We start from the raw sequence: 11,615 nt of genomic DNA, 5'->3' as shown, positions 1-11,615 counted from the left end.
TCGGCAACAAGGTCGCCGGATTCGGTTTATCCCTGATCGACCCGCTGCAACTGGTCGAAGGCGTCCCTGGCAGCCATTACATTTTCCTGCTGTTTGATGGGGACTTCTTTTAAGATGGCCTGCTCGATATGTTCCATGGCCGGCTCGCCGTGGGTGCGGGCAAAGGCGCCCAGCATGGCCGTGTTGATAATCGGGCTGGTACGGGTACCCAGCCGGTGCTGAAGGGCGATGCCCGTGGCGTCCACCCAGGCCACGTTGAACCCGTCAAAAGGCGTCATATCGTCGGGTTGCTGCGGCGTGTTGATCAGGATCCAGCCCCCCGGCTTGAGTCCGCGGGTCACGTCGATGCTCGCCAGCAGCTTGTTGTCCATCACCACGATGTGGTCCGGTTCGTAGACGTTGCATCGCAGCAGGATCTTGCGGTCGTCGATCCTCAGGTAGGCTTCCACCGGGGCGCCTCGGCGTTCGACGCCGAAAAGGGGGAAGGTCTGAACTTCGTAACCGGCGTCAAAATAGGCTTTGGCCAGTGAAATCGATGCCAGTACCGTACCCTGCCCTCCTCGCCCGTGAAAACGGATCTCCTGCATGCGCTCCCCCTGCCGATAAAGGTCGGCTCGGTTGTTTGGCAAAATTGAAAAAGGTTTGATCTAAGTAAACCCATAGTGGGGACGATTGTAGATGTCAAGGGTTTTCGCGGGCAGGGAGGAACCGCACGTGGATAACGATACACCCGCCATGCGTCTGTCGTAGCGGCTATCAAAGGGGGCTAAAATTCAGGCCAATGAACGTCGAACATCGAACGTCCAACTTCGAACTTCGAACAAGGCATGCTGTCGTTTTTAAGGTTCTGAAACCCTTCTTCATAAAAGGGAAGAAAGGATAGTGCTTCCTCTTTGTTAAGCGATGGAGCGAAGCGATCTCCTCATTTGGCGTTGGACGTTCGATGTTCGCTGTTCGACGTTCAAAAAGCTATTTACCGGCACCGATCTTAAAGAGATATCGGGAGTTTTACGCAGCCGCCGCTTATTGGGGAACGTACACTACGACCAACACCCTCGCAATCCCGCCAATCCCCCGCAGTCCATGGGAAACTTCGGCATCGAAATAAAGGCTGTCCCCCCGATGCAAAAGGATGGTCTGGTCGGTGCTGCGGAATTCGAGCGTTCCGTCCATAACGAAAATAAACTCTTCGCCGCGGTGCTGGTTGAAAAGAATGTCCCCTTCTTCCCGCGGTGCGATCTCGGCAATGAAGGGCTCCATGTTCTTGTCGACCATGGGGTAGGCCAGAGATTCGTACCAGTAGCCGATGGCCGCGTACTGGTCCTCGTGGGACAACCGGTTGAGCCTGTGCCGCTCGTCCCGGCGCACCACGACCAGACGGCGGCTGGCCTCCGGCTCCTTGAAAAAATGGCCGATTTTGACGCCCAGAGCGGTTGCGATTTTTATCAGGGTGGCGATCGGCGGCGCACCGTCGTTGTTCTCGATCTGGGACAAGGACGGCTTGGACAGCCCGGTGATCTCGGAGACTTCCTTGAGGGTCATTCCCCGCTGAAAGCGCAACTGTCTGATCTGGCGCCCGATATTCAGGGCCGCAACTTCCTTTCGGATGTCTGCATCTTGAAGTTTGTTCATTTGCAATGGTTCGAAGTTGTCGTTATCCGACGTGTCTTATCCATAACGAAGAGAGATAGCATGAGACGGGTGGGCGATCAAGCGACCCTGCAGAACTAAAGGAAATGAAATCTTTTTCCGGGAATCCGCCTGATTGTAGTTGGGATGGATCAGGAAACGCGGAGCTTTTTTCTACGGTCCAGGCCGCATCGGCGATCTTTACCGGATCGGCGTTCCGGGATGTGACCGTTATACGTATAGATGCGCCGGTCGCCACCCAGGCGCCGACCACCATTGTCATTTAGCATCGTCTTCTCAGGCGACGTTGCATTGGCTAGGTGCATTTGTTTTCCTGTCTTCTTCTGCTGGCGGGGGAATCGAAATAGCGCTTCCGTTTCAACCTCTGTCTCATTGCATGTCCAACATACTGACCTGGACAAATATTTGTCTGCAACATATGTACCGGCTTTCTGTGAGCTAAACTATTCCAACAGATTCATAATGTTACCAATAAGCTTGACTGACGGCGAACATATAATCGGAAAAACAAACCACAATTTTTAAAACATTTTTTTCATAGGGTTACTTTTTTTCCCTCACCAGCACAGGGTTTGGCCGCCGAACCATCCGGCATGGTCCGATTTATCGACGACGTTGTTTCCGCCCGGTGGATTTACCGGTTTTTCGCGGCCGGCGACGGGCCGGTTTGGAAGCTGCTGACGGAACGGCACCGGTTTTCTGTTTCCCCTGGTGACCGCCTGCCGCCTTGAAGAAAAGAGGCGCCAGGTCCCGAGCTTTTAAAATATCCAGGGCGTCGCGGATCAAGGGTCGATTGGCCGGGTTGCGGTACTGGATCAGGGCCCGCTGCATCTTGCGCTCCCGGAAGGTTTTGGCCACATAAACGGACTTGCCGGTGAAAGGATGCCTGCCGGTGTGGTACATGGCGCCGGATAGGGTCAGGGGCAAGGGGATAAAATCCTGGATCTGCTCGGGGTGCATGTTGCGCCGGATCAGATAGAGGGCCATCTCCAGGGCGTCTTTCAGCGTGGAGCCGGGATGGGCGCTGATGAAGTAGTTGACCAGGTAGCGCCGTGCGGGAAGCCGCTTTCCAACCCGATTGAACTGCTGAACAAAGGCATCGTACACGGCGATGTCCGGCTTGCCCATGGCTTCGAGCACCGGGTTGCAAACGTGCTCCGGCGCCACCTTCATGCGGCCGCTGACGTGGTGGCGGCACAGCTCTTCCAGAATGGTGTCGCTGCCCTTACCGCCGAACAGGTCATGACGAAACCCGCTGCCGATGAAGGCATGTTTGACCCCCGGAATCTGGCGGACGCGCCGGTACAGCGGCAGGCTGCGCTCGTAGCCGGGATCGAGCGCGGAACAGGTCTGCGGGGTCAGGCAGCGTTTATCTCCGCAAAACCCCTTCTTGGTCCAGCGCGGGCAGTCGGCGCCGTACAGATTGGCCGTGGGCCCGCCCATGTCGGTGATCGTTCCACGAAAAGAAGGGTCGCCGGCCAGTTCCCGGGCTTCGCGCAGCACCGAATCGGCGCTGCGACTCTGGACCACGCGCCCCTGGTGGAAATAGAGCGAGCAGAAATTGCACTCCCCGCAGCAGCCGCGGTGGGTGACCAGGCTGTGGCGCACTGTCTCCAGCCCCGGCACCCCGCCGGCAGCATCGTAGTCCGGATGCCAATTCCGGCAATAGCCGCGCTCGTAGATGGCATCCAGATCCGCTGCGGCCAGCGGCATGGGCGGCGGATAGACCACCGCGAACCGGTCGCCGTGGGCCTGGACCACGGGCCGGGCGGTATGGGGATTCTGCTGCCTGTAAAACAATGCAAAAGCTTTGTTGAACGCGACGGGATCATCGGCAACCGCCTCGAAGGCGGGCAGGACGACCGTCTCTTTTAAAAAGGACGGATCCTTGCGGATGACCGCCGTGCCAGGAATCCCGTCCAGGGTTTCGATCCCCTGCCCGGCATCCAGCCTCCTGGCGATCTCCACGGTCTGGCTCTCCCCCATGCCGTAAACCAGCATGTCGGCCCGGGCATCGAAAAGAATCGACCGCCGCACCCGGTTGTCCCAGTAATCGTAGTGGGCCAGGCGGCGCATGCTGGCCTCGATGCCGCCGATGACCACCAAGGCGTCCTTGAAGGCCTGGCGCACCCGGTTGGCGTAGACAATCAGGGCCCGGTCCGGCCGCATGCCGGCCTTGCCGCCCGGCGTGTAGTCGTCCTTTTTGCGGGGGCGCTTGTTGGCCGTGTAGTTGGCCACCATGGAATCCACGTTGCCCGAGGTGATGCCGAAAAAAAGCCTCGGTTTTCCCAGGCGTTTGAAGTCGGCATCGGTGCGCCAGTCCGGCTGTGCGATCACCCCCACCCGGAAGCCATGGGCCTCCAGGGCCCTGCCGATCAGGGCCACCCCGTAGGCCGGGTGGTCCACGTAGGCGTCCCCGGTGATCAGGATGATATCGAGCCGGTCCCAGCCGCGTTGTCGCAGGTCCGATTGGGATACCGGCAGGAAGTCGTTTTCCATGTACGGGGTTTCGGGTCTGGAGTTTAGGGTTTTCAGTTCACTATTCACCGATCACTGTCTCACAGCTTCTTGGCAAAAAACAACGCCCCGCCGGCCTCCTCGGTATAGGTGGCCCGGACAAAGCCAGCCGCAGCATAGACTTTCAACGCCCGGCGGTTGTGTTCCAGCACCTCCAAAGTGACCTTGCAGCAGTTCATCTCCTTTGCCTTGCTTTCCACCGCGGCCAGCAGCTTGCGACCGACACCGTTTCCCCGACCTTCAGGCAGCACGGCCAGGTCGTGGATGTTGATCAGCGGCCGGGCGGCAAAGGTGGAAAAGCCGATGAAACAGACGGCTATTCCCACGGCCCAGCCGTCGCAACAGGCCAGAAAGATCAGTGTAGTGGGATGGTTGCGCAGCCCGGGAATCAACTCGTTTTTGACACGGCTCGGCAACGGCGCGCCATTGCCCATGGGATCACGGGCATAGGCATCGATCAGTTCCAGGACGCTGCGCTGGTGATCGTCGCGATTAAGATCGGCTTCGACAATTTCAATCGGTTCCATATGGTTCTCCTATCTTCGGGGCAGCGCCGGTTGCGATCTGAAAATCGAATCCGGCTGACATAACCCGATTTCGAAGATCTGTCAAAACCCCTTGCGCCGCGATGCACGGAGAAGCATTTTTGATAAAGCGAATTATAGGCCACGCCTCAGAGCTTAGTGGCGATGTTTATCCCCGCCTCAGTCAATCAGCGTTGCCCTTCCCATCAAAATTTATAGGGGGTGTAGGGGCGAAAGATTTTTCGCCCCTACGTCAGGGCATCGCCATCGGAGACCACCCAATCCGAAACACGGAATACGGTTATGGGTTGAGACGCAACCGTCGATGGTGTTAGGATAGCGCTCACCTAGAAATGGCCAATTCGCCCGATATCTTTGTTGCGCGAAAAATTTTATCCTCGAAATATCAACCATATGACTGCGGTAAAATTTTTCGTGCGCCTCGATCTCGGCCAAATTCTCCTATTTCTGGATGGCACTATGATAACTACGATTGGAAAAGGTTCATAAATCGTATTTCGGGGAGGATGGTGTGGCGATCTATTATATCGATGGCAAATTCGTGCCAGCGGAAGAGGCGGTCATCCCCGTGGATGACCTGGCCCTCTTACGCGGCATCGGCGTGTTCGATCTGCTGCGGACCTACGACGGCAAGCCCTATTTTCTGGATGCCCATATCGACCGGCTGGAAAATTCGGCCCGCAAGATCGACCTGGCGCTGCCCTGGACCCACGACGAAATCGCCGGGATCGTCAAACAGACCCTGGCCAGAAACGATATCCCCGAAGCCAATATCCGCATCGTGGTCACCGGCGGGCCGAGCCGCGACTTCATGACCCCGTCGGGAACGCCGCGGCTGCTGGTGCTGGTTTCGCCGATCCCCAAGCTTCCCGAAAAGTGGTACACCGACGGCGTCAAGATCATCTCCTGGGAAGTGGAGCGGCCCATCCCCGGCGCCAAGAGCATCGACTATATCTCGGCCAGCCTGGCCCTGAAAAAAGCGGCCGCCGAAGATGCCATCGAGGCACTGTACATCGATCGCAACGGCCTGGCTTTAGAGTGCACCACGGCCAATATTTTCGCCTTCGCGGGAGACAAGCTGGTCACGCCCGGTCGGGGCATCCTGTCCGGCGTAACGCGCAAGGTGGTACTGGAACTGGCCGGTGAGCTGTTTCCCATCGACATCCGGGATCTTTCCCGCACCGAACTGCTGGCAGCCGACGAGGTTTTCATCACCGGCACCAGCAAGGGCATCGTTCCGGTGGTCAAAGTGGATGATCGGACCATTGCCAACGGCCGGCCGGGACCGCGCACCCGACAGCTCATGGAGGAGATGAAAAAGCATACTGAATTGAGGGATTGAGGAATTATGGAATTGATCGCGGCTGCAAGCCGCTCCTGCAATCCCTCAATTCCCTAATTCCTGAATCATTCTCACCTGCCGCCAAACCGGACTTTCCTCGATGCGATTCTCTCCATCCAGATCCCGCTGAACCCCATCGAACACCCGCGCGACAAGTTTCTCCTTGCCCGCCGCCAGGCGGATGACGCCCTGCAGCAGGAAGAAGCTGAGGAACAGGACCAGAACAATGGTCCAGAACGCGTGCAGGAAAAAATTGCTGGAAAGAATATTTCCCGTAAAGAAGTTCAACGCCGTCAGCCAGCCCACATACCCCAGCACACCCAGAACCGGTAGGTTGAACAGCAGTTGCAGCAGTCCGCCGCTCAGACGTCGGCCTGCATTAGAAAGCTCCCTTTCCAGCACATCGTTCCAGATCTGTTCGAGGCGCTGCCCCACCTGATCGCCATGGCCCGGCGCGCGCTGCGCCTCCCGCACGGCCGGCGCAAAACGGGCGTCGATCAGTTTTTCCGCAATTTCGGGCCAGGCGCGGGCAATGGTGTCGTCATAGCGCAGCAGGGCCAGGGAAGCGCCGGCGCCCTGATCGGCTGCATTCAGGGCCTTTTTGGATTCCGCATGGCGCCGGACCACGGAAACGGCCCCGAAAAGCTGGCGGACGGGATTGCCGAAACGCAGTAGGGCGGCAAGGCCCGTTCCGAAAACCAGGATCCGGGTCCAGACCGCCACCAGCCAGCCCACCGGCCCCAGCCATCGCTGGGCCAACTGCTGATAGAGCCGTACGTTGATTCCCAAAGAGAGCTGGCCGCCGCCGCTGCGGAAAGCCTCCATGGCCCGCCCCATGGCTTCGGTTTCGCAGGCGGAAATCCGGCCCATGGCCGCTTTTAAAGCCTTGCTCTCCTTTCCCGCTTCTTCGCGCACGCTGTTGTGAAGATCGTCCCGAATGCTGCGGGCGTTTTCCAGCCGGCGGTCCACGGAAAAACGGGAGGCGTTGAAGGTCTCCCGGATCAGGCGCTGCAACTGGCCGAACTGGTCCCGGCCATGTTTGGGCCCGGCATCCGGGTCCCATCCGGGATGCTGCAGATGGCTCCGGGCGGAAAGGCAGAAAATGGCTGCCGGCTCCACCGACCAGGCTTTGCGGATATAATCGGCAAACTCGGGCATGATGGTGTCGGTCAGCTCTTTTTCGTCCAACCGGTCGCACTTGTTGACCGCCACCACCAGGCTGGAACCGCTGAAAAGCCGCACATAGGGGGCCAAAAAATCCGTGTGATCCCGGCGCTTGGGATTCTCACCGTCGAACACGCAGATCAGCACGTCGGACAGGCCGATGGCCTGGCGGACCAGGGGGATGTGGCGCTCCTGGTGGGTGCTGTCCGTATCCGGGGTGTCGATGAGAATCACGTTTTCCAACCCGTTCGCCCCTTCGCGGGTGCGGATTCGCAGGTCCTCGGCGTCCAGTTGCTCGGCCAACTGTCGGGCGTCTTCCGGCTGCCGGCAAAAAGCCACCACATTCTGGGTGGTGGGCCGTCGATGCCCGGACGACGAGAGGTCGTCCACACCGGCCAGGGCATTGAGCAGGGTGGATTTTCCCGACCCGCAGGGGCCGACCAGGGTGATCACCAACTTGCGGTCCAGCCGCTCGGCCAGGCGGTCCAGGATGCCCAGGGCCGCCTGACAGGATTTTTTCAGTCCGGCGGCCGGCCGCCACAAGGAAAGCCGCTCCATGGTCTCGACCAGATCCTGGATGTCGGCCCGAGCGGTTTCCAATTCTCCCATGGCCCGCAGGGCAGCCTTCTGGTTGTCCATCATGCCATCTTCTCCAGTGCCCGGCCGCAATGGGCCAGGCTTTGATCCATTTGTTGGATGTCATCTGCGGCCGCCGCTGACACAACCTGTCCCTTTTGCAATAGCGCGCCGGTGATCTTCTCTTCGAACAGGGCCTCGATGGCCATCAATTTGTGGGTCAGCCAGGCCCGAGCCACCGGGGCCAGCAGGGCTTCCAATTGCTTTAAATCCGCCTTTTTCATCCCCGCCGTAGCCGGAATGGCGACCAGGGCATACAGGTCGTTGAGACCGAACAGGCCGGCCAGTTTGACCTTGATGCCGACGGCGCCCACCGGGTCCCCCGTGTGCAGGACGTAAGTCACTGCGGCGGTGGCCGGGATGATGTTGAGCATGGCCGCGAAGGTTTGGCGGATCTGGTCGAAGGTGGTCATGCGGGCGCGCTGCTCGCGGACCAGCCGCTGCAGCTCCTCTTCCAGCTCTCCAGTGAGGCCGCCCGGGGCATCCTGCCGGGCCAGCATGTCCTCGAGGGACACCGACCAGTTCGCGCTGCGCAGGGCTTCTTGGGTTGCGGCAAGGGCGGGTGGCAATGGAATCCGGAAGGTTGCCGTGTCGCCCTGGGTCGATGTTTCGGCCGCCTCAGCGTGTTTCGGCAGCCGCCGGATTCGTTCGCGCATTTGATCGACCGCCGGATCGGACCGGGAAAGCCGGATCGTCAATTCCGGATCCACCGACGCCTTGCGCAGCCCGTTGGCCGCCTGGACCAGATCGGCCTCCATGGCCGCAGCTGCGACACCCTCGGGAAGGGTCGCCTTCTTTCCGGACTTGCGGCCGCGAATCCATTTGGCCGCCCGCAGGGCCAGTTGCAGGGGGCCTTCCACCACCTGCCCGGTTTTGCGCATGAATTTGACGTGGGCGGGATCGGTGTCCCGCCAGATCTGGGAAAAACGGCGAACGACCGCGTCCATGGGAAGATGGCTCAGCGCCTCCTGAACAAAACTGCGCTGAATCGCGCGCAACCCTTCCAGGTATGCGGCCAGGTGTTCGTTTGCCTGCCGGACCTCTTCGGCAAAGCCCCGCCCCTGGTGGACCACATCCGTGAAAATCGACCGATGCAGTTCCCCTTTAACCTGCCGGGGATCCATCTGGGACAGCGCTTCCATGAGTCCGACCCGGCTGTCGCCCGTCGGCACGACGCCCACCGATCGCTCGCCGGCGGCCACCCGATTGTCCTCACCGGCACGATAAACCCCCAACACATGCCGTTCGGCACCTTCGCCATAGAGGTTGCGCGCCACGGTGCCGGCATGGTCGAGGACCTCTTCGTCGCTGAAGGATGGGTAGACCCGGTAGACCAAAAAACTGTTGCGGGTGCCCACAGTCGTCAGCATGCGGGCAATGAAATCGGTGTTATCCCGGTTGTTGTAGTTGGCGTTGGTGAAGATGTAGATCAGCACGTCGGCCGCGCTCAGGGATCGCTCGGCCATCTCCCGGTTCTGGTAACTGCCGCCGGCGCCGGTGTCGAAATCGGGCGTATCCAACAGGGCCAGTCCCGGAGGAAGACTCTTTTCGTAACACAGCAGCGGATCGCCGGGCGAGGCCAGCTCTTCCGCGGCCTCCAGCAGCTTCGGCGCGCAGCCAAAGGGGTCGACCAGGGCTTCGGCAACCCCAGGCTGTTCTTTGTATTGGGTGCTGATCGCAATGAGGGGACGGCGGTTGATCCCCGCCCGGCCCCCGGTGGGCGAGAGCGGCCGGCCGACAAGGGCGTTGAACAGGGTGGATTTCCCCGAGGAGCCGCCCCCGCAAATAGCTGCCACCAGCGGGAAATCTGGCTTGAGCCGGGGCAATAGACGGGCCTCGACCGCCTGCTGCCAGGCATCTACAGCCGGTCGGCAGTCCAGCACCAGCAAATCGGACAGGCGCACCGCCGCATCTTTCAGGCGTGCGACCGCCTCGATGGTGCCCGCATCGTATAATTGATCCACCTGAATGCAACCTCCTTTGCTTGGCTCAAACCTTTGATATCATAATTAGGGCAGGCTGGAAACGGTTGACAAACGGCGGCTGGTTCCCATCATTGGAATGTAACGATGCATCTCAAATGCGAGGCGCCCATGGCCTGGATTCGAATCCCTGGCGTGACCGGCAAAATTTACTCACCGGAAGATGCCGGACAACTGCCCAAAAAGCACCCCTGCCCCACCTGCCATCGCTGCCAGTGGTGTGACGAAAACCGCTGCCGGGTGTGTCGGGACGGCGGAGAGGCGGGGTCGAAGGCACCTTCAGGGAAAGGCTGCGGTTGCAACCAGGCGTCCCCGGCAAATCGCAAATTCCAAGCACCAAATTTCAAATAAATTCCAAATATCAAAAATCAAATCCCAAACAGTGCCGTCGGTTGTTTGGGATTTAAAAAAATTGAAGATTTCATCTTTGCGTCATTCCGGCAAAGGCTGGCGCACAGAGTGAAACTTTAGCGTTACCCAGTTGTTTCAATGGGTTATGGATGCCGGATCAAGTCCGGCATGACGACCCTGGCACTTTCTTCGAGTTCATTGACTTTTTCGATTGGAATTTATCGGTCCCCTTCAGCCTTCAGTCTAAACACCTTCAGCTACTCACCTATTGCAAGCTGTCCCAAAACGCTTTACCAGCCGCTTCCTGGCGGTTGCTTCCCGGAGGGGGCGGCGGTGCGGACGGGCCGCTGGCCGGCCGCTGGCCCCGAAGCCGGCTGATACGCTCCTCCACCGGCGGGTGGGTTGAAAACAGGCTTTGCAGGCTCTTTCCGGACAGCGGGTTGACGATGAACATGTGGGCCGTAGAGGGGTTGGCATCCATGGGAATGCGCCGGGAGTAGGCCCCCAGTTTCTCCAGGGCGCTGGCCAGACCTTCGGGGCCGCCGGCAATGCGGGCGCCGGTGGCGTCGGCCAGATATTCCCGCGAACGGGATACGGCCATCTGAATGATCATGGCCGCCATGGGCGCGATGATGGACATGGCGATCATGCCAATGGCGCCCATGCCGCCACCGTTGTTGTCATCCCGGTGCATGCCGCCGAAAAGGGCCGACCAGCGGGCCATGGAGGCCAGCATCATGATGGCCCCGGCCATGGTGGCGGCGATGGTACCGATAAGGATGTCCCGGTTTTTTACGTGGCCCAGTTCGTGGGCCAGCACCCCCATGATCTCGCGCCGGTCCATGAGTTTGAGCAGTCCCTGGGTAACGGCCACCACGGCGTTTTCCGGGTTCCGCCCGGTGGCAAACGCGTTGGGTGCATCCTTGGGAATGATGTAGACCTTTGGCATGGGCAGATCCGCCTGGCGGGCAAGGGTCTGTACCATTTCAAACAGTTCCGGCGCCTGGGCTGGTGTGGCCTCCTGAGCCCGGTACATCTTGAGAACCAGTTTGTCTGAGTACCAATAGCTGAAAAAATTCATTCCGGCGGCCAGCACCAGGGCGATGATCATCCCCTGGCGTCCTCCCAGCAGATTACCCACAATCAGGATCAGGGCCGTCATTCCGGCCAGCAAAACCGTCGTTTTGATCTGATTGCCCATAACTGTTTTCTCCTTTTTTATCGTTTGAAACACCCGGAATCACTCTTTCGACCGGGTTTTTCAATATAAGATCGATTTGCGCAAAGGCAACAGGGGCGGGACCATCCGGCGCGGCCACCTTTACAACCCCTGGTTTCGGTGCTAACTTAAAAAAATTGTTAGACACCCTGAAGTTCAGCAACGTGTGCGCAAGAAAAACCATTCAAACAGGCATTGCTCCTCCCAAA

11 protein-coding genes are annotated in these 11,615 nt (G+C 59.4%); 2 read left to right on the top strand and 9 right to left on the bottom strand.

Annotated elements, in window-relative coordinates; genetic code table 11:
- Positions 1 to 26: 26 nt before the first annotated feature.
- The 5 genes from GN111_RS30575 to GN111_RS30555 all read right to left on the bottom strand — a co-directional run bounded on the left by GN111_RS30575 (position 27) and on the right by GN111_RS30555 (position 4,694).
- Positions 27 to 587 (bottom strand): 2-oxoacid:acceptor oxidoreductase family protein, encoded by a 561-nt coding sequence (locus tag GN111_RS30575; protein WP_155307383.1) that lies wholly within the window; start codon positions 585 to 587, stop codon positions 27 to 29.
- Between the two features lie 436 nt (positions 588 to 1,023).
- On the bottom strand, positions 1,024 to 1,632 hold the full coding sequence (locus tag GN111_RS30570) for a helix-turn-helix domain-containing protein (protein WP_155307382.1): 609 nt from the start codon (positions 1,630 to 1,632) through the stop codon (positions 1,024 to 1,026).
- 149 nt (positions 1,633 to 1,781) lie between these two features.
- On the bottom strand, positions 1,782 to 1,955 hold the full coding sequence (locus GN111_RS30565; RefSeq protein WP_155307381.1) for a hypothetical protein: 174 nt from the start codon (positions 1,953 to 1,955) through the stop codon (positions 1,782 to 1,784).
- A gap of 298 nt (positions 1,956 to 2,253) precedes the next feature.
- A complete protein-coding gene (locus GN111_RS30560; protein WP_155307380.1) occupies positions 2,254 to 4,149 on the bottom strand; it encodes a YgiQ family radical SAM protein in 1,896 nt (631 codons plus the stop codon).
- A 59-nt stretch (positions 4,150 to 4,208) separates the two neighbouring features.
- Positions 4,209 to 4,694, bottom strand: a complete 486-nt coding sequence (locus GN111_RS30555; RefSeq protein ID WP_155307379.1) for a GNAT family N-acetyltransferase — start codon at positions 4,692 to 4,694, stop codon at positions 4,209 to 4,211.
- 529 nt (positions 4,695 to 5,223) lie between these two features.
- Here GN111_RS30555 and GN111_RS30550 point away from each other — a divergent pair.
- Positions 5,224 to 6,054, top strand: a complete 831-nt coding sequence (locus tag GN111_RS30550) for an aminotransferase class IV (RefSeq protein WP_155307378.1) — start codon at positions 5,224 to 5,226, stop codon at positions 6,052 to 6,054.
- A gap of 45 nt (positions 6,055 to 6,099) precedes the next feature.
- Here GN111_RS30550 and GN111_RS30545 read toward each other — a convergent pair whose 3' ends face one another.
- The gene (locus tag GN111_RS30545) at positions 6,100 to 7,860 is read right to left on the bottom strand and encodes a GTPase (protein ID WP_155307377.1); all 1,761 of its coding nucleotides are present in this window, start codon (positions 7,858 to 7,860) and stop codon (positions 6,100 to 6,102) included.
- On the bottom strand, positions 7,857 to 9,818 hold the full coding sequence (locus tag GN111_RS30540) for a dynamin family protein (RefSeq protein WP_170302537.1): 1,962 nt from the start codon (positions 9,816 to 9,818) through the stop codon (positions 7,857 to 7,859). Before GN111_RS30540 ends, GN111_RS30545 begins: the two co-directional genes overlap by 4 nt.
- A gap of 105 nt (positions 9,819 to 9,923) precedes the next feature.
- On the opposite strand from GN111_RS30540, the gene GN111_RS30535 reads away from it, so the two are divergent.
- On the top strand, positions 9,924 to 10,187 hold the full coding sequence (locus tag GN111_RS30535) for a hypothetical protein (protein WP_155307375.1): 264 nt from the start codon (positions 9,924 to 9,926) through the stop codon (positions 10,185 to 10,187).
- A gap of 265 nt (positions 10,188 to 10,452) precedes the next feature.
- On the opposite strand, the gene htpX is transcribed toward GN111_RS30535, so the two are convergent.
- Positions 10,453 to 11,388, bottom strand: a complete 936-nt coding sequence (gene htpX / locus GN111_RS30530; protein ID WP_155307374.1) for a zinc metalloprotease HtpX — start codon at positions 11,386 to 11,388, stop codon at positions 10,453 to 10,455.
- Positions 11,321 to 11,590 (bottom strand): hypothetical protein, encoded by a 270-nt coding sequence (locus tag GN111_RS30525; protein WP_155307373.1) that lies wholly within the window; start codon positions 11,588 to 11,590, stop codon positions 11,321 to 11,323. The genes htpX and GN111_RS30525 overlap by 68 nt, the downstream gene beginning before the upstream one ends.
- Positions 11,591 to 11,615 lie beyond the last annotated feature (25 nt).

Source organism: Desulfosarcina widdelii, assembly GCF_009688965.1.
GTDB classification, from domain to species: Bacteria; Desulfobacterota; Desulfobacteria; order Desulfobacterales; family Desulfosarcinaceae; genus Desulfosarcina; species Desulfosarcina widdelii.
The sequence above is the reverse complement of the archived record's forward strand: the minus strand, read 5'-3'. Positions and strand labels throughout refer to the sequence as shown.

Bases quoted from the DNA above. Each gene is read 5' to 3' on its own strand.
- GN111_RS30565 (WP_155307381.1), bottom strand. From the start codon at position 1,955: ATGCACCTAGCCAATGCAACGTCGCCTGAGAAGACGATGCTAAATGAC.
- GN111_RS30545 (WP_155307377.1), bottom strand. From the start codon at position 7,860: ATGATGGACAACCAGAAGGCTGCCCTGCGGGCCATGGGAGAATTGGAA.
- htpX (WP_155307374.1), bottom strand. From the start codon at position 11,388: ATGGGCAATCAGATCAAAACGACGGTTTTGCTGGCCGGAATGACGGCC.
- GN111_RS30525 (WP_155307373.1), bottom strand. From the start codon at position 11,590: ATGGTTTTTCTTGCGCACACGTTGCTGAACTTCAGGGTGTCTAACAAT.
- GN111_RS30570 (WP_155307382.1), bottom strand. From the start codon at position 1,632: ATGAACAAACTTCAAGATGCAGACATCCGAAAGGAAGTTGCGGCCCTG.
- GN111_RS30535 (WP_155307375.1), top strand. From the start codon at position 9,924: ATGCATCTCAAATGCGAGGCGCCCATGGCCTGGATTCGAATCCCTGGC.
- GN111_RS30575 (WP_155307383.1), bottom strand. From the start codon at position 587: ATGCAGGAGATCCGTTTTCACGGGCGAGGAGGGCAGGGTACGGTACTG.
- GN111_RS30560 (WP_155307380.1), bottom strand. From the start codon at position 4,149: ATGGAAAACGACTTCCTGCCGGTATCCCAATCGGACCTGCGACAACGC.
- GN111_RS30555 (WP_155307379.1), bottom strand. From the start codon at position 4,694: ATGGAACCGATTGAAATTGTCGAAGCCGATCTTAATCGCGACGATCAC.